Annotated in this window: 23 protein-coding genes; 16 read left to right on the plus strand and 7 right to left on the minus strand. The window is 53.8% G+C overall.

Annotated elements, in window-relative coordinates; genetic code table 11:
- The first annotated feature begins 13 nt into the window (after positions 1–13).
- From KJS55_RS14850 to KJS55_RS14880, 7 genes are all read left to right on the plus strand, one after another.
- Positions 14–196 (plus strand): hypothetical protein, encoded by a 183-nt coding sequence (locus KJS55_RS14850; RefSeq protein WP_187028743.1) that lies wholly within the window; start codon positions 14–16, stop codon positions 194–196.
- Positions 193–1,716 carry a sodium:solute symporter family protein gene (locus tag KJS55_RS14855; RefSeq protein WP_187028741.1) on the plus strand — a complete coding sequence of 508 codons (1,524 nt, stop codon included), beginning with the start codon at positions 193–195 and terminating at the stop codon, positions 1,714–1,716. The genes KJS55_RS14850 and KJS55_RS14855 overlap by 4 nt, the downstream gene beginning before the upstream one ends.
- A gap of 181 nt (positions 1,717–1,897) precedes the next feature.
- Positions 1,898–3,517 carry a cytosine permease gene (locus tag KJS55_RS14860; RefSeq protein ID WP_213543733.1) on the plus strand — a complete coding sequence of 540 codons (1,620 nt, stop codon included), beginning with the start codon at positions 1,898–1,900 and terminating at the stop codon, positions 3,515–3,517.
- A 14-nt stretch (positions 3,518–3,531) separates the two neighbouring features.
- Complete coding sequence (locus KJS55_RS14865; RefSeq protein ID WP_187028736.1) at positions 3,532–4,359, plus strand: nitrilase-related carbon-nitrogen hydrolase; 828 nt, start codon at positions 3,532–3,534, stop codon at positions 4,357–4,359.
- A 55-nt stretch (positions 4,360–4,414) separates the two neighbouring features.
- On the plus strand, positions 4,415–5,452 hold the full coding sequence (locus KJS55_RS14870; RefSeq protein ID WP_213543734.1) for an AbrB family transcriptional regulator: 1,038 nt from the start codon (positions 4,415–4,417) through the stop codon (positions 5,450–5,452).
- Positions 5,453–5,480: 28 nt separating this feature from the next.
- A complete protein-coding gene (gene arcC, locus KJS55_RS14875) occupies positions 5,481–6,428 on the plus strand; it encodes a carbamate kinase (protein ID WP_213543735.1) in 948 nt (315 codons plus the stop codon).
- 58 nt (positions 6,429–6,486) lie between these two features.
- Entirely contained in the window at positions 6,487–7,551 is a 1,065-nt protein-coding gene (locus KJS55_RS14880; protein ID WP_213543736.1) for an Ldh family oxidoreductase, read from the plus strand.
- Between the two features lie 526 nt (positions 7,552–8,077).
- On the opposite strand, the gene KJS55_RS14885 is transcribed toward KJS55_RS14880, so the two are convergent.
- The gene (locus KJS55_RS14885; RefSeq protein ID WP_213543737.1) at positions 8,078–9,382 is read right to left on the minus strand and encodes a sigma-54 interaction domain-containing protein; all 1,305 of its coding nucleotides are present in this window, start codon (positions 9,380–9,382) and stop codon (positions 8,078–8,080) included.
- A gap of 178 nt (positions 9,383–9,560) precedes the next feature.
- Here KJS55_RS14885 and pepV point away from each other — a divergent pair, with 178 nt between their 5' ends.
- The 3 genes from pepV (at position 9,561) to KJS55_RS14900 (ending at position 14,136) form a co-directional block, all read left to right on the plus strand.
- Positions 9,561–10,949 (plus strand): dipeptidase PepV, encoded by a 1,389-nt coding sequence (gene pepV, locus KJS55_RS14890; RefSeq protein WP_187028726.1) that lies wholly within the window; start codon positions 9,561–9,563, stop codon positions 10,947–10,949.
- A 290-nt stretch (positions 10,950–11,239) separates the two neighbouring features.
- On the plus strand, positions 11,240–12,667 hold the full coding sequence (locus KJS55_RS14895) for a YfcC family protein (RefSeq protein ID WP_213543738.1): 1,428 nt from the start codon (positions 11,240–11,242) through the stop codon (positions 12,665–12,667).
- Positions 12,668–12,678: 11 nt separating this feature from the next.
- Positions 12,679–14,136 carry an aminoacyl-histidine dipeptidase gene (locus KJS55_RS14900; RefSeq protein WP_213543739.1) on the plus strand — a complete coding sequence of 486 codons (1,458 nt, stop codon included), beginning with the start codon at positions 12,679–12,681 and terminating at the stop codon, positions 14,134–14,136.
- Positions 14,137–14,243: 107 nt separating this feature from the next.
- Here the strand turns inward: KJS55_RS14900 and panB are convergent, their stop codons facing one another.
- The 6 genes from panB to KJS55_RS14930 form a co-directional block, all read right to left on the minus strand.
- Positions 14,244–15,095: a 3-methyl-2-oxobutanoate hydroxymethyltransferase gene (gene panB, locus KJS55_RS14905; protein WP_187028720.1), complete on the minus strand. Its 852-nt coding sequence runs from the start codon at positions 15,093–15,095 to the stop codon at positions 14,244–14,246.
- 551 nt (positions 15,096–15,646) lie between these two features.
- Positions 15,647–15,883: a hypothetical protein gene (locus KJS55_RS14910; RefSeq protein ID WP_187028718.1), complete on the minus strand. Its 237-nt coding sequence runs from the start codon at positions 15,881–15,883 to the stop codon at positions 15,647–15,649.
- Between the two features lie 78 nt (positions 15,884–15,961).
- Complete coding sequence (locus KJS55_RS14915) at positions 15,962–16,708, minus strand: carboxymuconolactone decarboxylase family protein (RefSeq protein ID WP_228300575.1); 747 nt, start codon at positions 16,706–16,708, stop codon at positions 15,962–15,964.
- A 67-nt stretch (positions 16,709–16,775) separates the two neighbouring features.
- Positions 16,776–17,195 carry a cupin domain-containing protein gene (locus KJS55_RS14920; protein WP_228300576.1) on the minus strand — a complete coding sequence of 140 codons (420 nt, stop codon included), beginning with the start codon at positions 17,193–17,195 and terminating at the stop codon, positions 16,776–16,778.
- Positions 17,196–17,248: 53 nt separating this feature from the next.
- On the minus strand, positions 17,249–18,100 hold the full coding sequence (locus tag KJS55_RS14925) for an aldo/keto reductase (protein ID WP_187028716.1): 852 nt from the start codon (positions 18,098–18,100) through the stop codon (positions 17,249–17,251).
- Positions 18,101–18,116: 16 nt separating this feature from the next.
- On the minus strand, positions 18,117–18,626 hold the full coding sequence (locus tag KJS55_RS14930; RefSeq protein ID WP_187028714.1) for a flavodoxin: 510 nt from the start codon (positions 18,624–18,626) through the stop codon (positions 18,117–18,119).
- A 113-nt stretch (positions 18,627–18,739) separates the two neighbouring features.
- Between KJS55_RS14930 and KJS55_RS14935 the strand changes: the two genes are divergently transcribed.
- From KJS55_RS14935 to ilvC, 6 genes are all read left to right on the plus strand, one after another.
- Positions 18,740–19,636 carry a LysR family transcriptional regulator gene (locus tag KJS55_RS14935; RefSeq protein WP_187028712.1) on the plus strand — a complete coding sequence of 299 codons (897 nt, stop codon included), beginning with the start codon at positions 18,740–18,742 and terminating at the stop codon, positions 19,634–19,636.
- A 430-nt stretch (positions 19,637–20,066) separates the two neighbouring features.
- The gene (gene ilvB / locus KJS55_RS14940) at positions 20,067–21,698 is read left to right on the plus strand and encodes a biosynthetic-type acetolactate synthase large subunit (RefSeq protein WP_213543741.1); all 1,632 of its coding nucleotides are present in this window, start codon (positions 20,067–20,069) and stop codon (positions 21,696–21,698) included.
- A gap of 15 nt (positions 21,699–21,713) precedes the next feature.
- Entirely contained in the window at positions 21,714–22,199 is a 486-nt protein-coding gene (ilvN, locus tag KJS55_RS14945; protein ID WP_187028708.1) for an acetolactate synthase small subunit, read from the plus strand.
- Positions 22,200–22,239: 40 nt separating this feature from the next.
- A complete protein-coding gene (gene ilvB / locus KJS55_RS14950) occupies positions 22,240–23,943 on the plus strand; it encodes a biosynthetic-type acetolactate synthase large subunit (RefSeq protein WP_213543742.1) in 1,704 nt (567 codons plus the stop codon).
- 14 nt (positions 23,944–23,957) lie between these two features.
- Positions 23,958–24,524: an acetolactate synthase small subunit gene (gene ilvN, locus KJS55_RS14955; protein WP_187028704.1), complete on the plus strand. Its 567-nt coding sequence runs from the start codon at positions 23,958–23,960 to the stop codon at positions 24,522–24,524.
- Positions 24,505–25,524, plus strand: a complete 1,020-nt coding sequence (gene ilvC / locus KJS55_RS14960) for a ketol-acid reductoisomerase (RefSeq protein WP_187028702.1) — start codon at positions 24,505–24,507, stop codon at positions 25,522–25,524. The genes ilvN (KJS55_RS14955) and ilvC overlap by 20 nt, the downstream gene beginning before the upstream one ends.
- Positions 25,525–25,554 lie beyond the last annotated feature (30 nt).

Genomic DNA, 25,554 nt, shown 5'->3' on the forward strand with positions numbered 1-25,554 from the left:
GGAGAAAATAAATATGTTTGGACTTCCTCTTGGCACAGCATTCGCATGGTTCGGTACTCCCGTTGCAATGGTGATCCTCATTTTCATCGTCATGTGGATCGAGGATCAGCGCAACATGGATGAGTGGGAAGGCGATCCGATTGATACGGACAAGTTCATGAAGATGAAAAATATAAGGAAGGGTGACAAGAAATGATCGTTGAAAAATTGGGTTCAACTGCTATGATCATTTTCTGGATCTACTTCCTGGGAATGATCGGCATCGGTATTTACTGCAGAAAATACAGCACGGACTTTAACGGATTCATGGTGGGCAAGCGTGACCTGGGGCCCTGGTATTTGGGCTGTGCGTTTTTCTCCACGTATTTGAGCTCCTCTGTCCTGATCGGCAACTGCGGCACCGCGTACTACAACGGCATGTCTTACATGTGGAACACTGTAGCGCAGGTTTTGTGCACCCCCATTGGCATTATCCTGTTGTTCGCCGGACTTGCAAAGGCATCCAAGCAATTGGGCGTTGTGACGGTCCCAGGCTATCTGAAAAAGCGCTATCTGAGCAATGTTCCCGCCGGATTGCTGGCAGCATTTATGTTAGTGTTCCTGCTGCCGTACCTGATTGGCGTTGCCAAGGGCAGTGCGTTGATGATTTCCGCCGTTACTGGCTTCACCTTTGCACAGAGCGTGATTTTGATCCTGGGTGTCACCTTGGTGTACTCGCTGATTGGCGGCTTTATGGCGGGTACCATCACAGACTTCTTCCAGTCTCTACTAATGTGCTTCGGCGCGACGTTTGTGTTCGTTGCGGCACTGATCGAGATCGGCGGCATCAACAATGTGATTACCACGCTCTCTGCGATGGACTATGATCATCTGGTGAACTCTCCCGGCGCACTGGGCTGGAACCAACTGGTCGGCGTGACATTCGTGTTCGGCTTGGCTCCCTGGGGCCTGCCTCAGCTGCTGCAAAAAGGCTTTGCCATGAAGGATAAACGTGTGATTAAGCCCTCCGTCATCATTGTGATTTTCCTGATGCTGTTTATCCTCTATACATCTAATGGCAACGGCGCCATCGCGCGCGCACTGTATGGCGACGCCCTGCTGGAGTCTACGGACTCTGTGTTTCCCTATATGGTCACACAGCTGATGCCCGACTGGGCACAGGGCCTGGTCATGGCAGCTGTGGTTGCGGCCGCGATGTCTACTTTGGACGGTGTGATCCTGGTTATGGGCGCGGCTGCGTCGAACGATCTTTACAAGGGATGTATCAATCCCAACGCCTCTGACAAAACCGTTCTGCGTATTACCCAGGCGGTTATGTTCATCGTGCTGGGCCTTCTGGCAATCATCACCATCGGCGGTGTCGGCACCCAGATTACCTTCCTGGCCACCTTCTCCCATACAATGATGGCCTCGATGATCGCCGTTCCCATGTTTGGCGGTATGTTCTGGAGGGGCGGCAACACCACGGGCTGCGTAATGGCGCAGGTCTGCGGCGCGTGTAGCGCACTGATTTGGTATGCATTGGGTCAGCCGTTCTGCCACTTCTTCTTCCCGGCCATGGTCATGTCCTTTGTGGGCTATGTGGTCGGCAGCAAGTTCGGCAAGCCTCTGCCGGAGGAGTATATCCACATTCTGTTCCCCAATGGTCAACGTGAGAAAGAGTTCCACTGGGGCATTCACAACTCCAAAATGAAGAAGGAAACGGTTAACAAGTAACCTCACTTACTCTTTTTTCTCGGTTTACCCATGCTGCAGCAGGAGTGGTAGCATGGGTAAACCAACATCCGGACAGTTGCCCTGCATTTCAACAGACCTAAATAAAGCATAGCCCCTGTTTAGCGTCAATGTTTTTTGACAAGGTTGTCTATATAAAGATTTTGAGGATGGGAGAATTTTTATGAAACAAAAAATTACGAAAGAACTCCTTCCCAGCAAACTTGGCGAAAAAACTTGGACAACATGGAACTATTTTGCATTGTGGATCGGCATGAACGTAGCCGTTGCCACCTATTACGTATGTGAGAGTTATATGCAGCTAGGCCTTTCTGTGTGGCAGGTCGTCTTCTGCATTGCATTTGGATGTCTGGTACTGGTATTCCCGATGGCTGCCAATGGGCACGCCGGCACAAAGTATGGCGTGCCATCCCCGGTTTATTGGCGCTCTGCGTGCGGCTATCTGGGGTCCAGCGCCACAGCTATTATCCGTGCGGCTGTGGCAGTTTTCTATTTTGGTATACACCTGTATATCGGTGCCCAATGTGTGGACGTGGCCATCCGTGTCATATTCCCGGGCTGGTCTGACATTCCCTATGCCTTTGCAATCAGCTTTGTGGCCTATTGGCTGCTGACTGTGCTGGTGCTGACCCGCGGCGCCGGCATGCTGAAGAAGCTGGAATCCTTTACCGCGCCCTTCCTAATCATCTGGATGGTGGTTTTGCTGGTCTGGGGCCGTGTAAATGCTGGAAGCTGGGGTACTTTGATCTCCGAGCCCGCGACGATCAGCGGCGGCGAGCTGCGCAACCAGATGCTGGTCTGCATCACCGCCACCATTGGCTGGTGGGCTACCCTGGTGCTGAATATTACGGACTTCACCCGCTATTCCAAGAGCCAAAAAGCGCATATCATCGGCACAGCGGTTGGAAATCCCATTGGCTTTTCCGGCTTAGCCCTAGTGGGTGCGCTGGTGACATCCTGCTCCGTGGTCATTTTCGGTGAGGCCATTTGGGACCCCATCGTGCTGACTTCCAAAATCAACAACCCGTTGTTTGTCGTCGGCACGTTGCTGTTCCTGGGCGCTGCCGAGATTACCACCAACACTGCGGCCAACGCCTTTGCACCCTGCATGGATATTTCCACGGTTTCCGGCGGACGGCTGTCCTTCAAGCAGGCTGTGTGGATTTTCGGTGTTGCCGCCCTGCTGACGCAGCCTTGGAAGCTGATGACCTCTCCGGCACTGTACGTGAACGCATTTCTTGTTTGCTCCGGCGGCTTCCTGGCCCCTCTGGCAGGCGTGAATATCAGCAACTATATCTTTATCCGTAAGACTAAGCTGGATTTGAATGCCCTCTATGACCCCAACGGTGAATTTGCATTCAAGCGTCTATCCAAGTATAACAAGCCCTTTACCATGATTCTCTATGTAATCGCGGCGGTTCTGGTGGTTCTGGGACTGGTTTGCAACAAGGAGTATTTGGGTATGACGAGCGCGATGGGGTTGTCCATGAGGCTTTCTTATTTCGCTTTGGCAATCTTCTTCATCGTGTTTGCGACGCTGCTGATGAAGTGGAAGGACGGCGGTTTCAACCCGGTGGCATTCTTCACGATTGCGATCTCTGTTCTCTGCACGTTCATTGGTGTGTATGTTCCGGCTCTATCCGTGCTGTATAACGGCGCATGGTTTGTGGCAACAGCAGTTTCCATTCTGCTGTACTATTTCCTGATGAAGAAGCTGGACCCCGATTTCGCAAAGGCCAAAGAGAGCCTGGAAATCGATATGGATCGCTTTGAAATCGTGTAAGGGAGGGAAGGCATATGCGTGAAGTTACCCTGGGAATGATCCAGTTGGAGCCAAAGCTGGGCGATGTACCTTACAACCGCACGCATTCAATTGAGCTAATCCGCCATGCGGCTGCCAAGGGTGCACAGATAATTGTCCTTCCGGAGACCAGCCTGACCGGCTGGGATGCAATGGAGTACAGCCGTGAAGCCTGGTATGAGATGGCAGAGGATCTGGACGGAGAGTCTGTCACTCAATTCCGGATACTGGCCAAGGAACTTGGCGTCTATCTTGTTGTTGGCATGGCGCTGCGCACAAATCAGCCTCCAGTCATGGAAAATGCCATGGTGTTCATTGACGATGAGGGGAACCTTGGCGAGGTCTACGATAAAAACTATCTGTTTGGCCCGGAGAAGGAGTACTTTACCGCGCATGACAGATTCCCGGTGTATGACACTAGGTACGGCAAGGTGGGCCTTCTTTGCTGCTATGATGCGAATTTCCCGGAAACCTCCCGTCTTTTGACACTGAAGGGAGCGGAGCTGATTCTGCACTGTGCCAGCTGGAGGCGCGAGGATGAGGACGTATGGCATCTGATGCTGCCAGTCCGCGCTGCAGACAACGTTGTGTTTTTTGCCTCTGCCAACACTTTTGGCCAGGCGAAGCACCGTTATACGTTTGGCCGGAGCAAAGTCATCAATCCCCGCGGCATTGTGGTTGCAGAGGCAGGCATGGCGGCGGAAGAAGTATTGGTGTCCACCATCGACCTGGATCAGGTCTCTGCTTGGCGCAAGGAAATGCTGTATCTCGATGATCTGAACCCGGCCTTGTTTAAGCAATTGGATGAAGAAATGAAGGCATAAACGGCGCTCCCCCGTGCCGCCAGGCCTGCCAGCGGCACGGGGGAGACGGAGGGAAATGATGACTGTTTTCCTGACGCTGCTAACTGCGGCAATTGGGGGAATTCTGTTCCTCCTTCTAAAAATTCCGGGCAGTTTGATGGTTGGCGCCATGTTGATAACCATTCTGTTTAATTTGCTGACCGGTCGGGGGATGCTTCCGGGAGGAGCGTCCGTGTTTGTCCAGTTTTTGTTGGGCGCTTACATCGGGACAATGCTCCACCGGGAGGACATCAAAAAGCTGAAAAAGCTATGGGCCCCGGCGTTGCTCCTGCTGCTGGGCATGACGGCCTATGCCATTTTCATGGGAGTGTTTTTTTCCAAAACTGCGGACTGTGACATTTTGACGGCAATGTACGCAACTGCTCCTGGTGGAATGGTGGAAGTGTGCCTGTTTGCGGGGGACACCGGGGGAGATACCTCATTGATTGCGGCATTTCATACCCTGCGCACCGCAATCCTTTATTTGGCGGTTCCTGTGATGGCAACCGTCATTTTGAAAAAACGCGAAAAGAACACAGGAGAAGCCATCTACGTGCATCATGAGGGCCAAAAGACAAGCAGAAAAACGCTGTTTTTACAGATGCTGTTTACACTGGCAGTCGGCGCAATTGGCGCCATAATTGGGAAAATTTCCAGTGTTCCCGCGGGAACATTGCTCTTTACGATAGTGATCACAGGAGCGGTTACAATTTTTACGGGAAAGACGTATATGCCGCGGTGGCTAAAGCGCACCGCCCAGATCCTAAGCGGTGCCGTGATCGGAATGCGTTGCAATATCAAGGATTTTCTTTATATCAAAAATGTACTGCCAAGCGTGCTGCTGATTATTTTTGGATATCTGCTGCTCACCGTTGTCCTGGGGAGTTTGCTGAGCCGCAAAGGGTATGTGGATTTGCCCACGGGCATATTTTCCTGCTGCGCGGGAGGCGTCAGCGATGTGACACTTGTGGCAAGTGACTATGACGTAGATATTGCGAAGGTGGTCTTGCTGCATTTGGTTCGCTATCTGAGTATCTTTGTTACCTACCCCATTTTAGGAGCAATTTTTTCCTGATAACAAAACTTGAAGGAGTAATTTTGAAATGAATGCGGGAAAGACCAGAATTGTAGTCGCACTGGGTGGCAATGCACTTCAATCTTCCAAAGATGGAGCGACAGCCGAGGCCCAATTGGCAGTTGTGCAGAAGACCTGCGGATATCTTGTGGATCTGATTCGCAAAGGGTATGAAATTGTGATCGTCCACGGAAACGGCCCCCAGGTGGGGCGGATTCTGCTAGCCAGTGAAACGGCAAAGGATGTTGTTCCGGCAATGCCCTTTGATGTGTGCGGAGCAATGAGTCAGGGATATATCGGCTATCATATTCAGCAGGCACTGAAACAGAAGCTGAAGGAGAACAATATGGATCTGCCGGTGGCCACCATTGTGACGCAGGTGGCCGTGGACAAGGGCGATACGGCATTCCAAAATCCCAGTAAGCCAATTGGCCCGTTTTATTCCGAGGAAGAGGCCAAGAAGCTGGCAGAGGAAAAGGGATACACCGTAAAAGAAGACGCCGGGCGGGGCTGGCGCAGAGTGGTTCCCAGTCCAAAGCCAGTGGATATTCTGGAGAAGGACACCATTGACTCTCTGCTCGGACGCTCCATCGTGATTACCTGTGGCGGCGGCGGAATTCCGGTTGTGAAAAAGGCGGATGGTACTTATGAGGGTGTGGCAGCCGTGATTGACAAAGACTTTGCCGCCGAGGCGCTGGCGGAGCATGTAAATGCAGATGTGCTGCTGATTTTGACGGAAGTGGAGCATGTGGCGATTAACTTTGGAAAGCCCAACCAGGAAAACTTGGAAAAGCTGACTGCCGCCGAGGCGAGAAAGTATATGGCGGAAGGGCAGTTTGCGCCAGGCTCCATGCTACCCAAAGTGGAGGCGGCTGTGAAGTTCGTGGAGGCAAAACCGGGCAAGCGGGCAATCATCAGTTCACTGTATCACGCTGTGGATGCAATTGAGGGAAATACGGGTACGGAAATCTGCTGAAAGCTGGATAGCGCTTGTCATGAGGCGTAACAAATAAACTTGAAAAGAGGATGTTAGCATGAGCGAAAAGGTAATTGTGAAAAGAGAAGTGCTGCTTGATCAGTGTACCAAGATTTTTGTTGCCGCTGGCATGCGGCAGGACGAGGCCGCGGTTGTGGCGGATAACTTGGTAGCCGCCGACCAGACGGGAATGGACTCCCATGGCGTCATGAGAGTGCCGGCGTATACCAAGCGTTTGCGCGACGGTGGCACGCTGCCTCACAGTGAAATTGAAGTTGTCCGGGAAACTCCCACTACAGCCGTCATTGACGGACATAACGGCATGGGCCAGGTGGTGTCCAAATTTGCAATGGAAAAGTGCATTAAAAAGGCCAAAAAGTGCGGAGTGGCCTTTGTGGCGGTGCGGGGCAGCAACCACTTTGGAATGGCCAGCTATTTTACCCGCATGGCGCTGGAACACAACATGATCGGCATGTGTTCCACATCTCCCGCCGCACATCTGCTGGCGCCCACCGGCGGCGTAGAGCCTATTTTGGATAACAACCCGTTTTCCTTTGCCATTCCGGCAGGCAAGGAGTATCCGGTGGTCTTGGATATGGCCACATCCGTCGTCTCCAGAGGCAAGCTGGCTTCGGCGGCGAAACGCGGCGACAAAATTCCAACAACTTGGGCCATGACCATTGACGGTGAGCCCACAGACGACCCGAAGTTAGGGTTTGACGGAATCCTTCTTCCTGTTGGTGGGTACAAGGGATATGGCTTGACAGTAATTTCCGGCGTGATGGCGGCAATGCTGAGCAACGCCGCACTGATGTCCCGGGACATCTGCGATTTCTATGTGGATACGGACAAGGAACAGAATATCGGCCACCTGTTTGGCTGCATTGATATTCAGGTGTTTTGTGATGTGGATGATTTCAAGCACAGAATGGATGAGATGATTGATGAGATCCACAACTGCCGCAAGGCTCCCGGCGTTGACAGGATTCTTCTGCCCGGCGAGCGCTCCGGAAGAACCGCGGACAAGAACGCAGTGGAGGGCATCCCGCTGAATGAGACCGTGTTCAAGGACCTGAACGATGTGGCGGTCAGCTATGGCCTTCAGCCAATTCAGCAGGGCTGAAAGCAAATCTGCCTGCGCAAGCTGCCGGGGATAAACAGGTTGCCTGATAAACGAATAAAAGGCTCTGAAACCAAATGGTTTTCAGCTGATAATGACCAGTGATAATCAGTGCCCGGGGCCTTCTCCTAAGCGAAAGGCCGGCAGTTCGAATCTGCCGGGGGGACAGCTCGCCGCAAGCAATCGCTTGCGACGAGCTTTTTTATTCCATCGCAAAACTTATCGTGCTTACGCTGCTGCTCTCCGCTTCCATCCAGCTCTGATTTGGTTAAGGAGGGCAGAAACCGTTCTTTGCGGCTGCAGCATGTTCAAAACAGGCCCCTTGGAAAGCTGCTTTTGCAAGTCAATCATTTTGCGGACTTTTTATGGAGTGTGAGAGGACAGGTGCCTTTGCTTTCTGGAGACACATTTCAACTAAATTGTAGTATTTTACAAAGTGGTACCATCTCTAATTCCAATATGAAGGAAAACGGGTTATCTCCATTGCCAGGTTTTGTCACGGCCCAGAAAAGCCTTGCATAAAGCAGCGTCAGCGAATGTCATATTTCCGAAGCAACCGCGAGGCCTTAGTCTGGGAAATGCCCAGCGCGGCGGCCACCTTATAGGAGCTGCCGTATTTTTGATAGGCTCGACGCAGGAGCTTGCGCTCAAAGGCCTCCATGGATTGGTCAAAGCTCTGCTCCTCACCCTGACGTTCCGACTCCTCGGATGCCGTACTCTGGAGAGGCGGAATATTCTCTGGCTGGATACAGCCATCCAGAGATGTTACCATAATCCGCTCAATCACATATTGCAGCTCCCGAATGTTGCCGTTCCAGCTGTGGCGCTTTAAGGTCTCTCTTGCCCTGATGGAGATGGTTTTTGCAATCTGGTATTTTTGATTGTAATACGTCAGAAAATGATCAATCAGCGGGTCCAGGGCATCTGTCCGTTCCCGCAGGGGCGGCATGTGAAATTCAATAACCCGCAGACGATAATAGAGGTCTTCTCGGAAAACGCCGTCCTCCACCTGCTTGCTAAGATCCAGATTCGTGGCGGAAATAATACGGACATCTGCAGTTTTCAGTTTGACACCGCCCACGGGCAGATAGGACTTTTCCTGGACCAGCTGCAGGAATTTACTTTGCAGATTCAGCGGCAGTGTACCGATCTCATCCAGAAATAAAGTGCCCCCGTTGGCTGTTTCCACCAGACCGACCTTACCCTTTTGTCCGGCACCGGTAAACGCACCGGAGACGTAGCCAAATAGTTCTGATTCAATCAGGTTCTCTGGTATGGAGGCACAGTTGATCGTGACAAAAGGCGCGCTGGCCCGCCGGCTGTTGGAATGGATGTATCTTGCCAGCATGGTCTTGCCGGTGCCGGATTCTCCGGTGATTAAGACCGTGGAATCAAAGTTTGAAATGCGGCGGATAGTCTCAAGAATGCTTCTCATCCTTTTGTCAGAGAGGATCATGCCCTCAGGCGACTCCTTGTTGTCTTCCGGTTGGAGGGGAAGCGTGGGAGATGCGAGGGGGGCAATCAGCTCCAAAAAGAGCCGCTCACCACGCCACTCCAGCCGGTGGTAAATTCTCTGCTGGCCGGCATAGACGTCGCTTTGTGAAGTGGAATCACTTTGTAGATGCTGCGCCGCCTCTGGGAAACGGGAGATTTTATAATAATAGCGGCGGCCGACTTTGAGGAAGTGCCGGCCCTCCAAAGGTCCATCCTCTGCACCGAAATGCTCCCGAAAGGCGCGGTTGCAAAACAGCAGCCGCTGATCTTGTGTATAAAGTGCCACTGCGGAGGGGATCAGGTCCAAGATGGATTTGCAATAATCCAGTTCTGTTTCCATAGGTGTGACCTCTTTCCGTATATGAATGCTTAGTTTTTTGTCGATCAGAAAAGCTCAGAGGAGGCAATCAATTTGACACTGTACAACCAAAGCGTTTTGTTGTATGATAAGCAGAAGAAAATTTCATGAGGTAATGCGCTGATGGATTGCTTTCGTGATGAAATAAGGATGTTATGCTATGACGCTCAAAGCAGAAGTTTCCAAATACCAGGAGGACTTGGTCCGCTCCGTTCAGGAGTTAGTTCAAATTAAATCGGTTCATGAGCAGCCGCTTCCGGGAAAGCCATTTGGGGACGGCGTAGACAAGGCGCTGGGCTATGTGCTCTCTCTGGCGGAGTCTATGGGGTTCTCCACCAAAAATCTGGATGGCTACTGCGGCTATGCGGAGTACGGCGAGGGAGAGCTTTATATCGGCGTGCTCTCCCACGTGGACATCTGCCCGGAAGGGGAGATGTGGGGAGTGCCTCCCTATGGGGGAATGATTTTAAATAACCGGATTTATGGCCGGGGCTCCCTGGACAACAAGGGACCGCTTTTGGCTGCCCTTTACGCGCTGAAGGCCGTCAAAGACTCTGGAAAAAAGCTCAACAAAAAAATTCGTCTGATTGTGGGGACGGATGAGCAGCGGTATTACCGGGACATGGAGCACTATCTCTCCCAGGAGAAGCCGCCGATTGCAGGATTCACTCTGGACGGGCAGTTTCCCGTGGTGTTTGCGGAAAAGGGGCTTGCCATGGTGGAATTCTCCTCGGAAATTCCCCAGGAGAGGGAGGAGTATATCCAATATATCCGGGGCGGGACAATGGAAAACACGGTACCTGGACACTGTGAAGCGCTGCTGATCACACCGCGCAAGAGTGAGATTGTTCGGGAACTCTCGGAATTCTCCAAGGAGCACCGCCACAATATGCACGCCAAGATTCTGGAAAATGGCGTGCTGTTGGAGGCGTTCGGCATGGAGACTCACAGTATTTCCCTGGAGCAGGGCGTCAACGCGGTCAGCGCGATGCTGGACTTTTTGGATTCTTTGGCCTTTGGCTCCCGGGAGATGTGCCGAACCATCCATTTTCTTCGGACCAGGATCGGCTTTGAAATTTATGGGGACTCCCTTGGGATTGCTTATGCGGATGAATTCTCTGGGAAGCTGACGGTTAATCTCGGAATTCTCACCTTTGATGGAAAGAAGATGCATGTTCGGCTGGACCTGCGCTATCCGGTCACATGCCGATATGACCAGGTCTATGGCAAGCTGCAAGATAGCTTTTTGGAAAACGGCTTTTCTCCGGTGGAAAATTCGTACTGGGACCCTACATATTTTCCCAGAGAACATTTTTTGATTAAGGCACTGCTGAAAGCATACCAAAAGGTCACAAAAGATAAGAGCGAGCCCACATACAGCGGCAGTGGCAGCTATTCCAAATCGATCCCCAATATCGCGGCCTTTGGCGCGATTTTTCCCGGGGAAAGCCTGGCCTGGCATCAAAAAAATGAATATATTGACATTGACAGCCTGGTTAAGACCTGCAGGATTTATGCAGAGGCGATTTATGAACTAGGGTCTTTATAAAAGAAGTTCTTACTGATTATACTACATGTTCGAGTCAAAAACAACTTGCTGGTGATAGTTTGCCTCAAAATTCGAGTTGTTTTTGACTTGAATTGTTTTTAGATAAGTTAAAAATGACTTATTCAATAGCGGAAAAGTCACTGAAGACGTGTTTGCTTGCCGGGAAAAAAGGGCTTGTTTAAAAATAAACAAGGAATTTTGATGATTTTTAAACAAATGAATCCATGTTCTCGCTTGGCACAAAAATTGCTTATTTAGTTTGTTGTATTTTTGTCAAGGAGGAGAAAAACATGTCAAAAAAGAAATGGAAGATCCCTTCCTCGTACGTCATCATTATGGCCATCGTTGTTTTGGTGGCGATCCTCAGCTGGGTGCTTCCCGGCGGCGCGTATGAGTATGTGGACCCCGATGCTTCAACACTGCAGCCGATTGCCGGGACTTACCACGAGGTAGATTCCAATCCCCAGGGGGTTGCCTCTGTGATTATGGCCCCTATCAGCGGTTTTATGGACTCGGTGGACATCATTCTCTACACACTGGTGATCGGCGGATATCTGGCAGTGGTGATGAAAACCGGCGCCATTGACGCTGCTATCGGTGCGACGATCCGCAGACTCAAGGGCAGGGAAAAGCTGCTGATCCCGGTTTTGATGCTGATTTTCAGCTTTGCAGGCGCAGCCTTCGGGATTGAGGAGGAGACGCTGCCCTTTTTCCCCGTTCTCATCCCGGTTCTACTGGCAGCAGGCTATGACACATTGGTTGGCCTGAGCGTAATCAAGATGGGGGCGGCTTTGGGCGTCATGGGCTCCATTGCAAATCCTTTCGCCGTGGCCATTGCCAGCCGGTTCGCTGGTATTTCCATGGCAGATGGCATTGTTGTCCGGCTGGTTTTGCTGGCAATTTACATCCCGGCTGGTATTATTTTCACCATGCGTTATGCGGAAAAAGTGAGGAGGGACCCCACCAAGTCCCTGGTGTATGCCCAAGCGGAGGAAAATCGGAAGTTTTTCCTGAAAGAGACCGACATGGATAACCTGCCGGAGCTGACCACCAAGAGAAAGTTGATCTTGGTGGTGTTCGTGGTGTCCTTCCTGATCATGATCTGGGGCGTCCTGGCCTGGGAGGACCTGGGCATTACCATTTGGCCCACCATGGGCTGGTGGTTCCCTGAGCTGGCCGGCGTATTCCTGGCCGCCAGCGTGATCGTGGCCGTAATTGCCCGGATGGGCGACGAGGAGTTCATGGACACCTTCATCAACGGCTGTAAGGATCTGTTGAGCGTGGCTGTGATCATCGGCGTTGCAAGAGGCGTCAGCATTGTGATGAGCGATGCCAGAATCACCGATACCATTCTGCACTTCGGCGAATCCCTGCTGGTGAACACCTCCAGCGTGGTGTTCTCTCTGTGCACCTATGTGATTTATCTGGTGCTGTCCTTCTTTGTGCCTTCTTCCTCTGGCCTCGCCACACTGTCCATGGGTATCATGGCGCCCCTGGCGGACTTTGCCGGTGTGGGACGTGAGATCGTAGTAATTGCATACGCAGCGGCCAACTCCATGCTGGCTCTGGTGGCGCCCACCTGCGGCCTGCTGATGGGCGTGCTGACGATGACCAGAACCTCCTATGTGACCTGGATGAAATTTGTGGGTAAGTTCCTGCTGATGATTGGGTTGCTCACCATGGTCGTGCTGGCCGGAGCCACCATTCTCATGGGATAAGGAGGAGCCATATGAAAGATAGAATCTTAGCGAACACGGAGCCCAAAGAGGTTTTCCACTATTTTGAGGACTTAACATGCATTCCTCGTGAATCCGGAAACGAGGCCGCCGTCTGTGCCTATCTGGTGGAGTTTGCCAAGGCCCACGGCCTGGAGTATCAGACGGACGACGCACACAACATCATCATGCGCCGGTCTGCCGGCAAAGGTTTTGAGGACAGAGCCGGCGTGATTTTGCAGGCACATATGGATATGGTCTGCGAGAAAAACGCGGGCGTGGAGCACGACTTTGCAAAAGACCCTATTTCCTTTGAGATTGAGGGAGATAAGATCATTGCCAGGGATACGACCCTCGGCGCTGACGACGGCATTGGCGTGGCCCTGGCCCTGGCGATACTGGCGGACAAAAGCCGGGAATATCCTGCGCTGGAATTTGTCTGTACGGCGGACGAGGAGCGGGGTATGACCGGTGTGGAGGCGTTTGACGGTAGCCTGCTCCAAGGCAGCACTTTAATAAACCTGGACTCTGACGATGAAGGAGTCTTTATCATCGGCTGCGCGGGAGGCCCTGTTGTCAAAGTATTCCTTCCCATTGCGCGGGAGGCGGCTCCGGCTGACGTCAGCACCCTGAGGATTTCCGTCAGGGGACTGCTGGGCGGACACTCCGGCGAGGATATTCATCGCTGTCGGGCGAATTCCATCAAGCTGCTGTGCCGCCTCCTCTATACGCTGAAGGAATCTGTGGCGCTCTCCCTGGTGGACTTCATGGGCGGTCTGAAGTACAACGCCATTCCCAGGGAGGCGGAGGCAATCATTGCCGTGCCTGCCGGCGATGTAGCGAAAGTGGAGGAGCTGACTGCCGCCTATCAGACGGTGGTAGCCAAGGAGTATCGTTTCTCCGACCCGGACATCTCCATCACCTGTGCCGCTGCCGACGCGGCCCGACAGGTGCTGACCAAGGCCAGCAGGGATGGGCTTCTGAACTATCTCTACTTCACCCAGAGTGGGATTGTCCGCATGAATCCGGAGTTTCCGGATATTGTGGAGAGCTCCGTCAGCCTGGGCGTGGTCCGGCTGGAGGCGGAGCAGGCCGTAATTCACGTCATGACCAGAAGCTCCATGAAGAGCATGTATGAGGAGATGTTTTGCCATATCCGCCGTTTGACGGAGCTCCATGGCGCCACCTATGAGGTGATGTCCTGCTGCCCGGAGTGGGAGTACGACCCGGACTCCGGCGTGAAAAAAACCTGTGGGGAGCTCTACCAAAAACTCTATGGAAAAGCGCCTAAGTACATGGTCCTGCACGCAGGTCTGGAGTGCGGCGAGCTGGGCGAGAAAGCGCCCAGAAAGCTGGATATGATTTCCCTGGGACCGGATGTACGCAATCTGCACTCTCCCGGCGAGTATGTGACGATCTCCAGCACCCAAAAGGTCTGGCATTTCCTGAGGGAGCTGCTTTGTCAGCTGTAAACAGATCAGACCAGCCGGAGGTGAAAGGCTTCGGGGCGGGATGTTATGAAGAGAAGGCAGAAAGAAGGCCCGCGGTGGAAAACCACCGCGGGCCTTAGAAGCAAATCTCAGTTGTTGCCGGGACCGTAAACAGAGGGAATCTCCACGGCCTTGTTGAAGGAGTACTCGGGCGTGGGGAAAGCGCCGCTGAGGGTTTCCTCGTGGAAGAGGTTGAGGCCCTTGATCATCTCGGCGCGGATGTTGGCGAAGTGCTTGACGAACTTGGGCTTGAAGTCGCCGTACATGCCCAGCAGGTCCTGCGTCACCAGCACCTGGCAGTCCACATAAGGACCGGCGCCAATGCCCAGGATGGGCACATGCACTTCCTCCTGCATGGCCTTGGCCACCACGCTGGGAACGCACTCCACAACCATGGCGAACACGCCCGCGGCCTCCAGAGCCTTGGCGTCCTCAATCAGCTTCCGGGCAGACTCAGGCGTGCCGCCCTGCACCTTAAAGCCGCCGAAAGAGGTGGCGGTCTGCGGGGTCATACCGATGTGGCCCATCACATTGATGCCGGCGTCCACCATCGCGCGGATCGTGGGAGCCATGTTCGCGCCGCCCTCCAGCTTCACGCAGTCGCACAGGGTCTCCTTGGTGATCCGGTTGGCTGTCTCAATGGCCTGCTCCTTGCTGACGTTGTAGGAGCCAAACGGCATATCTCCGATGATGAAGGTGTCCGGAGCGCCCTTGACCACCGGGCGGATGTGGTGGATCATGTCGTCCACCGTCACAGGCACCGTCGTGTTGTAGCCCAGCATAATCATGCCCAGGGAGTCGCCCACCAGGATGATCTCGCAGTCACTCTCGTTGACAATGCTAGCGGTGGTGTAGTCGTAGGCCGTTACGAAGGAGAACTTGCGGCCCTCGTCCTTGTACTTCTGGAAATCCAAAACTGTCATCTTTTTCTTGTTGCCCATTGTAAAGCACCTCTTTCATCAATTTTTGAATCTCATCCTACAGAGCCAGCTGCGTGGTATGACCACTTTGATACTTTCTATCATACTCAATCCCTTCTCAAAAGTCAAGCCATCTTCCTTAATTTTCATGGGGCGTTTTTGTGAATCTTACTGCTTCAGAATCTGGTATCTGAAAGTTGTGTGAGAAAATAGATTCTGGAGGTTTCGAAAGGTGCCGGGCGAGCTGAGTGGTGTTATTTTGCAGCCAAGCAGGTATGACCACATAGACAGCCTCTATGAGACGGTTTTCATGATGCAGTCACACCTCTGGTTAGAATATATCAGAGATGCAAATATAAAAAGACCTGTTTCCAAGGAGCATAGATGCTGACTAGCACCCATGCTTCAAGAATGCAGAGTGGGACTGTTAGAAAAAATGTGCTGGCGCATGGCAGAGAAAATAGGTGCCGCCCTGCGCTTCCTGGATTTTTCCGAAATGAAGGAAATGCAACACAGGGATTATGCAGCCAAGGCCGCTGCAACGCAGCGGCCTTGGCTCTATACAGGACATGTCAGCAGCAACAGGACATCCGGCGGATGCATGTGGCGGTAATCTGAGGCGGAAGACTATTGGTCATCACGCCATTATATTCGATGCAAACGTGTTCCCCTACACGGAAACAGCAGGCGTCTTGCGTATGGACAAGTACCTGCTGGGATGTGCAGAGGTCGCAGCACAAAAGATCGCAGCAGCAAACCCGCAAAATACAGGCATTAAGCGTTACCATCTCGTTGGGAGTAGATTCCATTGCGGATACCTCCAGATTCATAGAATGTATCCCATTCTATTCTGGATGGATAGCAAGGGTGACAGCCTGGGCACCGGTTTACTGCTCAACTGCCTTACGAAGGCACTGCAATGCATTCAGACTGCGGGGGTAACCGATGTAGGGCAGGCATTGCGAGATGACTTTGACAAGAAAGGGGCGCCGGTTCCCAATGCGTATGTTTGCGGCAGCATGGGAAATCAGCTGAGGCTCACATCCACCCTGGGCGGCCAGGAGGCAAAAGGTGATCATCTCACGCTGGCGGTTATCAAGGCCAGTCCGGGTGTAATAGTCACCAAAACAGTTGGATGAAAGCCACCGATTGATGTGGCGGCTCTCCTCTGGGCCGGACTTGGAAAATTCACGCATCTGTTCTCCAAAGATATCCACCTGGACCTGCTCGCCCTGTTCCAAACGGATATCCGGGGAAGTTGTGGACTGCGCTGGCAGTGGCAGGGAGATGCCTTGAGCAGTAAACACCCGGTTAGCGGCCTGCAGAAAGGGAAGCGTCCTGCCAATGCCAAGATAGGCTGCCGCCTGATAGACGATCTCTCTGGCCTCAACCGGGGTGACGCCCAGACCGAGAGCGGCCGGAAGCATGGCTTCAAACGTCTCTGTACTCTGACTTCCGATCAGGGCGGCAAGAATTGCCATCATGCGGCTGCGGTCATCCAGATCGTCCTGAAGGGGAACCTCGTCAAAGGCAAAGTCAGCAAAGAACTGGGCAAATTCCGGATCTGTTTCCAGCAGTCCGGATGCAGGGCCTGAAAACATGCGTTTCCAGTTTTTTTTCGCGGTGCTTGTCATGTCTGATTCCTCCTGATGGTGTCTCATTCTCCAAATACCGGATAGGAAGAGCTGTCTTCAGATGTATTTATGGCAGGGGGTGATATGTCTGATTACTGACAGGTTCCAGCCACTCGCTGTGGGTATCCTCACCGGGGATCTCTATAGCCAGGTGGGAAAACCAACAGTTCGGGGCAGCTCCGTGCCAGTGCTTGACCCCGGCTGGGATCACCACCACGTCGCCGGGATGGAGTTCCTGGGGAGCTTTTCCCCAGGCCTGGTAGTAACCGCGCCCTGTCGTACAAAGGAGAATTTGTCCGCCTCCAGACCTGGCATGGTGGATATGCCAGTTGTTCCGGCATCCGGGTTCAAAGGTAACGTTCCCGATGGGAAGGCCCTTGGTAGTAAGCATGTTCAGGTAGCTTTGACCTACAAAGTACTGTGCATATGCGGTGTTTTTCTCTCCAATTGGAAAAATAGTGTTGGGAATTGGCATTTTCTCATTCATATGATTGAATCTCCTGTTTTTCAAGCACATATAGGGAACAACAAATCTGATGATCAGTCGTGGATTTTCCAGCTGTTGAGGTATTTGGCGGTCTGCGCTGTGGAGTGGTCAATGATCTCACTGTGGCCCAGGTCCAGGGCAGAGATGGCGGACATGTCCTCGTCCGCTAGGGTAAAATCCCAAATGTCCAGATTTTCGGACATCCGTTCCGGATGGGTGGATTTTGGGATAATGACCACACCCCGCTGCGTGTTCCAACGCAGAGCAGTCTGCGCGGCGGTTTTGCCGTATTTCCTGCCGATATCCGTCAGCAGCTTGTGAGTGAAAATACCGTGGTTTCCCTCCGCCAAGGGGCCCCATGCCTCCGGCTGGACGCTGAACTCCCGCATGGTATCGAGTGCCTTGGTCTGTTGAAAGAAGGGATGCAGCTCCACCTGATTTACCATGGGTGGGATCTCCACGTTCAAACATAGATCCACCAGCCGTTCCGGATAGAAATTGCAAACGCCGATGGCCCGGATTCTGCCGGCCTTGTATAGCTCCTCCATGGCCCGCCAGGAGCCATAATAATCTCCCAGAGGCTGGTGAATCAAGTAGAGGTCCAGGTAATCCAGACCCAGGTTTTCCATAGAGGCTTCAAACGCCTGTTTTGCATGTGCATATCCCTGGTCCTGAATCCACAGCTTCGTGGTAATAAACAGCTCCTCACGGGGGATGCCGCTTTTGCGGATGGCCGCACCCACGGCCGCCTCATTGAAATAGGCGGCAGCGGTATCAATCAGTCGATAGCCGGCGCTCAGTGCGTAGGTGACAGATTGTTCGCACAGGGCCGCGTCCGGAACCTGAAAGACACCAAAGCCTTCTAAGGGCATCCTCACACCATTTTTCAGGGTTGTAAATTCCATAAAAGCCTCCCGTTTTTTATGATTGCTTCAACCATGCCCGAATCGCCGGTTCTGCATGCCGTACACTGCCGCCCTGGACCGCAAGGCCTGGCTCTACCTTGGCGCCGGGACACAGCCGGCGGATATCCTGTTCGCTGCTTCCGAGTCCACTGCCCTCATGAGTGCAGAAGGGACGGATAGTTTTCCCGGTAAAGTCATAGCGCTCCAGAAAGGTGAATACCACCATAGGCATAGTGCTCCAATAGTTGGGATAGCCCAAATAGATGGTTTCATATTCACGAAGTGATTCAGGACAACGCTTCAGCTCTGGCCTGGCATTTCGCTGCTGGTCCGCCTGAGCCTGAGCAATACACTCCTTGTAGTTTCTGGAATATTCCTGCAGAGGTTCCAGTTTGAACAGCTCTGCACCTGTCAACCGTTGAATGATACCGGCCACAACCTCCGTGTTTCCAACAGCGAGGTCTTGAACCATGCCTCTGACGTAGTTTTGACCATTTCTGGAAAAAAACGCGATCAGATCAGCCACGTTAAGCCACCTCCTATCCATAGAATATACTGGTATGATAAGCCCTTTTTTCTTGACAGGGAATCTCCAAACAGTTATGCTTCTATAAACAAATAGTTTATAGGGGGAGCTGTATGCTGAATTCTAATCTGAAAGCCTTTGTCCGCGTGGCGGAGTGCGGCAGTTTTACAAAGGCAGCAGAGAGCCTGTATCTTTCTCCCACAGCGGTGATGAAACAGATCAACGCGCTGGAAAAGCATTTGGACCTGATCCTGTTGGAGAGATCACCCGCCGGAGTGCGTCTGACAGCGGCAGGGGAGGTGATTTATCAGGACGCAAAGTTTCTTCTGGACTATTCCAGGCGGTCTATCGCTAATGCCCGCCAGAAGATGGAGACAGACAGCCGAACATTTTGTGTGGGGACTTCCATGCTCAATCCGGCAAGGCCTTTCATGGAGCTATGGTATCAGGTCAGCCGGGAATTTCCCAATTATAAGCTGCATTTGGTCCCTTATGAAGACAATCATGAGGGTATCCTTGCAGAGATTGCACGGTTGGGAGAAAAGTTTGATTTTCTGATCGGCGTGTGTGACTCCAGGAGGTGGCTGGATCAGTGCAATATGTTTCCTCTGGGGCGTTATCCTAAAATGTGCGCGGTGTCCAGAGAGCACCGTTTAGCGGGGAAGGAGTGTCTAGAGCTCTCTGATCTATATGGAGAGACACTGATGATGGTAGCAGAGGGGGATTCCGGCACCAATGATTTTATCCGCAACGATCTCCGGCGCAACCATCCGGCGATCCGGCTGGAAGATACCCCGCATTTTTATGATATTTCCGTCTTTAACCGCTGTGCGGAAACGGAGAACGTTTTACTTACGCTGGAGTGCTGGAAGGATGTACATCCGGCACTGGTCACGATCCCGGTCCAATGGTCCTACAGCATTCCATATGGCCTGCTCTATGCCCTGCACCCACGGGAGGATGTGAAGAGATTTGTGGAGACAGTCAAAGACTTGGGGACGTTTATATAGCTTTCAGAAAGGAGCCATGCCGCCTATTTTCCGTGTTTTTGTATAAGGGAATGTTGGAATGAAATTCTATTTCGTGACAAACAGACAAAAATGCAAAGCCTAAAAAATTTAGGGGTTGTTTTTTGAAAAATGACTTTGTATAATAAAGCAAATTTATCAAGACAAAGAGGTTTCTCCATGCTGTTTGCTCTGATTTCCATGATTAGCCTGTACATTATTCTGATTATTGCGCTGGTAGTAGTTGCGCAAAAAAAGAATAGTGCGTCTGGTCATGCACGAGAGCACGCTGGGAGTTTTCGTTTTTATACCCGTTGATACCATAATCCCAACGAATCAGCAAAACGCCTGTGGCCCGACAAAGGTCACAGGCGTTTTTATAGTTGTCTGCCCATTGCCGGCAGCACATCCAAAACAAAAGGAGGCGTATTTTATGGAAATGACGGGCGCACAAATTTTGGTGGAGGGGATGCTGCGTGAAGGCGTAGAAAAGCTCTTCGGTTACGCTGGGGCTACCATCTGCCCTTTGGCCGACGTACTGCGAGATACGCCACAGCTGGATTACACGCTGGTCCGCAATGAGCAAAATGCCGCTCACATGGCCTCAGGCTATGCCAGAATTTCTGGAAAAACAGGCGTTTGCATCGTCACTTCCGGCCCTGGAGCCACAAACCTCCTCACAGGCATTGCTACTGCCTACATGGACTCCATTCCCCTGGTGGCCTTCACCGGTCAGGTACCCTCCCACCTGCTGGGGCGGGATATCTTCCAGGAAGTGGACATCACCGGCGCTGCCTCCGCTTTCTCCAAGCACAGCTATCTGGTCAAGGACGCGGCAGAGCTGCCCCGGATCATCAGTGAGTCCTTCCACATCGCCTCCACTGGCCGCCCTGGACCGGTACTGATTGACGTCCCCATTGATGTTCAGGAGCAAGTGGTATTTGATCCGGTATTTCCAGAGGAGGTTAACATTCGGGGCTATCACCCCAGCGTCCGGGGCAACGACAAACAGATTACTCATGTGGTCAACGCCATTGCCACAGCCCAGCGGCCGGTGATCTGCGCCGGAGGTGGTGTGTTTCTCTCCAACGCCTTGCTGGAACTTGAGACCTTCGCTGCACGGACCCGGATTCCAGTAGTTACCACGATGATGGGATTGTCCCTGCTGCCCTCAGACCACCCTCTGAATATGGGGATGATCGGGACCCACGGCAACGCCTGTGCCAACAAGGCATTGGCCAAGTCGGACTTGCTGATCATGATCGGCACACGGGCCGCCGACCGGGCAATCTTTTCTCCCCAGGAGATTCAGCGCCGGATGCCCTCCATCCATATTGACGTGGACCCGGCGGAGATTGGGAAGAACATCCAGACAGAGATTCCCCTGGTGGGCAATGTCCGGGTCATTCTTCAACAGCTGCTGGAGCGGGACTTAACTACCCACTGCGCCCCCTGGCTGGCACAGCTGCGGGAGCGCCGGGCCCAGGAGCTGGACCGGGAGTATCCGGTCCGAGAGGGCAGCGTGTCCCCCGGCCGCCTGCTGCGGCTGCTGGGCCAGCGGCTGCGGCCGAATGCCGCCATCTGTGTGGACGTGGGTCAGAATCAGCTGTGGGCATGTAAGCACCTGTGGCTGGGCGGCGGCCGCTTTCTCACCAGCGGGGGCCTTGGTACCATGGGCTACGCATTGCCTGCTGCCGTGGGGGTGAAGGTGGCCGATTCCAGCCGTCAGGCGATGGTGATCTGCGGCGACGGTTCTTTCCAGATGTCTATGAACGAGCTGGCCGCCGTCCGGACCAGAAACCTGGACCTAAAAATTCTCCTGCTGGACAACGGCGTTTTGGGTCTGGTGCGTCAGATTCAAAATACCCCGCCCTACCATGGCTCCTTTGGCGTCAGCCTGGAGGGTAGCCCGGATTACGCCGCTATTGCCGCAGCCTACGGGATTCCCAGCATCCGGGCAGACAGGGAAGCCCAGGTGGAAGACGCGCTGGACCGCTTCCTCAATCAGCCGGGCAGCTGCCTGCTGATCGTCCGGGTAGACCCTGACGTTACCACCAATGACTAAGTAAGGAGGCACACGATGCAGCAGACAATCTCTGTCCTGGTGGAGAATCAGGCCGGCGTGCTGAACCGCATTACCAGTCTTTTTTCCCGCCGGGCCTTCAATATTGATTCACTGGCTGTGGGCGTTACTGACGATCCCTCCGTCTCCCGCATCACCATCATTGTAGACAGCGGAAACAGTGTGGTGGAACAGGTGGAAAAGCAGCTCAACAAGCTGGTGGAGGTCATCAAGGTCCGCACTCTGGATGAGGCCAGCATGATCGGCCGGGAGCTGATGATTCTCAAGGTCAGTGCCAACACCCGCACCCGGAGCGATATTATGACCATCTGCAATCTCTGCGGTGCCAAGGTGGCAGACCTATCTCCCAATTCCATCACCATTGAGGTCTCAGACACCCCGGATCGGGTCAACACCTTTGAGGAACTGATGCGCCCCTTCCATATCCTGGAGGTGGTCCGCACCGGTATGGTCGCTCTGCAAAAAGGAGGCGGCAAAATATAATAGTTCGCTTGGAGTCAACACATATGAGGAGGAATGTATCTTGAAAATCCGCGCAACGCAGGCCATCATGGAATGTCTGCTGGAGCAGGGAGTCGATACGGTATTCGGATATCCCGGCGGTACGATTCTGAATGTCTACGACGAGCTGTACCGTTACCAGGACAGGATTCGCCATATTCTCACAGCCCATGAGCAGGGAGCGGCTCACGCGGCGGATGGCTATGCCAGATCCACGGGAAAGGTGGGGGTGTGCTTTGCAACCTCCGGTCCCGGCGCAACCAACCTTACCACCGGCATTGCCACCGCATACCTGGATTCATCCCCAGTGGTATTCATTACCTGCAACGTGGGGGAAAACCTCTTGGGAAAGGATGCCTTCCAGGAGGTGGATATCACCGGCATTGCCATGCCCATCACCAAGGCCACCTTTTTGGTACGGGACGCCCGGCAGATCCCGGACGTGATGCGCCAGGCCTTTGCCGTTGCCGCTACTGGCCGGCCCGGTCCGGTGCTGATCGATTTCTTGAAAAATGTGACAGCGGCGGACCAAGAGGTGGACTATACCTTTATTCCCTGGCGGGAGAACCGTCAGAGCGAGAGTCTCCGCGTCCTGACCGGCAGCCATGAGCCGAAAAAGCCGGAGCCGGACGATCACGACATTGAAATCCTGCGGCAGATGATTGCCCAGGCGGAGCGGCCGCTGCTGCTGTGCGGCGGCGGCGTGGTGCGGGGCCGCGCACATCAGGAATTCCGGGCATTTGCGGAAAAGCTGGACGCGCCTGTTGCCATCACGCTGATGGGCGGCGGTGGATTCCCGGGCGACCATCCTCTCACCACCGGCATGATCGGCATGCACGGTTCTCGTGCTTCCAATGTGGCCTGTAACGAATGCGATCTCCTGATTGCCGTGGGCTGCCGTTTCTCGGACCGGGTGGCCCTGGACCCAGCTACCTTTGCTGCCCAGGCAAAAATCGTGCAGATTGACGTGGACCGGGCAGAGATCGACAAGAATGTGACGACAGATCACCACATTATCGGCTCGGCCCGCCGGGTACTGACGCTGCTTAATGAGGGAATGTCCCAGTATCACCACCCGGAGTGGAAGGCACGGATTCTTCCTATGCGGGCGCCCTCTGCGGCGGGGACAGACGCACGGCTGACTCCACAGCAGGTGTTGGAGACCATCCGCCAGCGAATGCCCCGGGATGCAATTGTGGCAACCGATGTGGGACAACACCAGATGTGGGCTGCGAAATATCTCCACTTTACATATCCCGGACAGCTGCTCACCAGCGGCGGTTTCGGCACCATGGGCTTTGGTCTGGGCGCGGCGATCGGCGCCCAAATGGGCAATCCGGACAAACAGGTATTCCACATTACGGGAGATGGGTGCTTCCGCATGAACTGTCATGAGCTTTGCACGGTAGAACACTATGGGCTGCCCATCATCTCCGTCGTGTTCAATAACGGCACGCTGGGCATGGTGCGCCAGTGGCAGAATTTGATCTATGGCAAGCGCTACTCCCAGACAACGCTGGACCGGGGGCCAGATTTTGTGAAACTGGCTGAGGCCTATGGGATTCGGGGCTTTCGGGTACGCAGTCAGGCGGAGATGGTCCAGGCGCTGGACCAGGCTCTCGCGGCTGGGACCGGCGCGGTAATTGACTGTGTGTTGGACATGGATGAGATGGTCCGGCCCATGGTGGCCGCTGGATCACCCATTACGGATTTTCTGCTGAGCTGAAAGGAGAGAGGAATTTGAAACGGCAGGCAGACACAGAGCGCAAGCTCTATACCCTGTGCATTCTGGTGCAGGACATCCCCGGCGTATTGAGTCAGGTGGCCCGACTTTTCTCCCGCAAGGGCTATAACATCGAGTCCATCGTCTCCGGCGAGACGGATAAACCGGGCATCACCCGGATTACCATCGGCATTCTGGCAGACCAGACCATGCTGGAGCAGATTGCCGCCCAGTGCAGTAAACTGTTGCCGGTGACGGCAGTGAAAATCTTGGACGAAGATACCTCCATCCGGCGCGAGATCGCCCTGGTGAAGGTGGCGGCTGCGGACCGGGGCGCCCGGGACGAGGTCATCCAGCTGGCCAACATTTTTCGGGCCAAGGTCATTGATGTGAGCCGTGAGTCCCTGACACTGGGGATTTTCGGCAGCAACAGCAAGATCACAGCGCTGATTGGAATGCTGACGGATTTCGGCATCCTGGAGATCGCAAAAACGGGTACCATCGCCATTGAGCGAGGAAAAAATACCATCTACGACGACAACAAATTGAAGGAGGAGTATGACTATGGCAAACATGTATTATGAGAAGGACTGCGATTTAGGGAAACTGGACGGTAAGAAGATCGCTATTATCGGCTATGGCTCCCAGGGTCACGCCCACGCGCTGAACCTGAAGGAGTCCGGCTGCGACGTGTGCGTAGGTCTGCGGTCCGGCAGCAAGAACTGGGCCGCTGCTGAGGAGGCGGGACTGCAGGTCAAGACCGTGGCTGAGGCGGCCAAATGGGGCGACGTGGTGATGATGCTGATCAACGACGAGGTTCAGGCGAAAGTCTACAAGGAGGATGTCGCCCCCAACCTGGAGTCCGGCAATGCGCTGATGTTTGCCCACGGCTTTAACATCCACTTCAAGCAGATCGTCCCTCCCGCGGACGTGGACGTGCTGATGATTGCCCCCAAGGGGCCTGGCCACACGGTCCGCTCCCTGTATGTGGGCGGCAAGGGCGTGCCCTGCCTGCTGGCGGTGGAGCAGAACGCCACCGGCAAGGCTGTGGATATCGGCCTTGCCTATGCCGCCGGCATCGGCGGTGCCCGGGGCGGCGTGATGGAGACCACGTTCCAGGATGAGACGGAGACCGACCTCTTCGGTGAACAGGCGGTCCTGTGCGGCGGTGTGATTGAGCTGATGAAGCTGGGCTTTGAAACGCTAGTGGAGGCGGGCTATGCCCCGGAAAATGCCTATTTCGAGTGCATCCATGAGATGAAGCTGATCATCGACCTCATCAACAAGGGCGGCATCGCCATGTGCAACTACTCCATCTCCGACACCGCCGAATATGGCGAGTACGTATCCGGCACCCGTGTGCTGCCCTATGAGCAGACCAAGGCCAACATGCGGGCAGTGCTTAAAGATATTCAGGACGGCGTCTTTGCTGGCAAGTGGATTGCAGAGAACCAGACTGGCCGCACCTTCCTCAATGCTAAGCGCGCTCAGATGGCCCGCCACCCCATGGAAGTCGTGGGCGCGGAGCTGCGCAAGAACATGCTCTGGGGCGACGATGCGGACCCCGACACCGCCTCCACCTGATGCGGCGGAGCCCCGGTACCCCATGCTGGG

This window comes from Pusillibacter faecalis, assembly GCF_018408705.1.
Lineage (GTDB): Bacteria > Bacillota > Clostridia > Oscillospirales > Oscillospiraceae > Oscillibacter > Oscillibacter faecalis.

Coding starts and splice junctions, on each gene's coding strand:
- ilvC (WP_187028702.1), top strand. CDS start 24,505: ATGGCAAACATGTATTATGAGAAGGACTGCGATTTAGGGAAACTGGAC.
- KJS55_RS14880 (WP_213543736.1), top strand. CDS start 6,487: ATGAGCGAAAAGGTAATTGTGAAAAGAGAAGTGCTGCTTGATCAGTGT.
- KJS55_RS14850 (WP_187028743.1), top strand. CDS start 14: ATGTTTGGACTTCCTCTTGGCACAGCATTCGCATGGTTCGGTACTCCC.
- KJS55_RS14895 (WP_213543738.1), top strand. CDS start 11,240: ATGTCAAAAAAGAAATGGAAGATCCCTTCCTCGTACGTCATCATTATG.
- KJS55_RS14900 (WP_213543739.1), top strand. CDS start 12,679: ATGAAAGATAGAATCTTAGCGAACACGGAGCCCAAAGAGGTTTTCCAC.
- KJS55_RS14860 (WP_213543733.1), top strand. CDS start 1,898: ATGAAACAAAAAATTACGAAAGAACTCCTTCCCAGCAAACTTGGCGAA.
- KJS55_RS14870 (WP_213543734.1), top strand. CDS start 4,415: ATGATGACTGTTTTCCTGACGCTGCTAACTGCGGCAATTGGGGGAATT.
- KJS55_RS14865 (WP_187028736.1), top strand. CDS start 3,532: ATGCGTGAAGTTACCCTGGGAATGATCCAGTTGGAGCCAAAGCTGGGC.
- ilvB (WP_213543741.1), top strand. CDS start 20,067: ATGGAAATGACGGGCGCACAAATTTTGGTGGAGGGGATGCTGCGTGAA.
- ilvN (WP_187028708.1), top strand. CDS start 21,714: ATGCAGCAGACAATCTCTGTCCTGGTGGAGAATCAGGCCGGCGTGCTG.
- KJS55_RS14910 (WP_187028718.1), bottom strand. CDS start 15,883: ATGGAATCTACTCCCAACGAGATGGTAACGCTTAATGCCTGTATTTTG.
- KJS55_RS14925 (WP_187028716.1), bottom strand. CDS start 18,100: ATGGAATTTACAACCCTGAAAAATGGTGTGAGGATGCCCTTAGAAGGC.
- KJS55_RS14915 (WP_228300575.1), bottom strand. CDS start 16,708: ATGACAAGCACCGCGAAAAAAAACTGGAAACGCATGTTTTCAGGCCCT.
- panB (WP_187028720.1), bottom strand. CDS start 15,095: ATGGGCAACAAGAAAAAGATGACAGTTTTGGATTTCCAGAAGTACAAG.
- arcC (WP_213543735.1), top strand. CDS start 5,481: ATGAATGCGGGAAAGACCAGAATTGTAGTCGCACTGGGTGGCAATGCA.
- pepV (WP_187028726.1), top strand. CDS start 9,561: ATGACGCTCAAAGCAGAAGTTTCCAAATACCAGGAGGACTTGGTCCGC.
- KJS55_RS14885 (WP_213543737.1), bottom strand. CDS start 9,382: ATGGAAACAGAACTGGATTATTGCAAATCCATCTTGGACCTGATCCCC.
- KJS55_RS14920 (WP_228300576.1), bottom strand. CDS start 17,195: ATGAATGAGAAAATGCCAATTCCCAACACTATTTTTCCAATTGGAGAG.
- KJS55_RS14855 (WP_187028741.1), top strand. CDS start 193: ATGATCGTTGAAAAATTGGGTTCAACTGCTATGATCATTTTCTGGATC.
- KJS55_RS14935 (WP_187028712.1), top strand. CDS start 18,740: ATGCTGAATTCTAATCTGAAAGCCTTTGTCCGCGTGGCGGAGTGCGGC.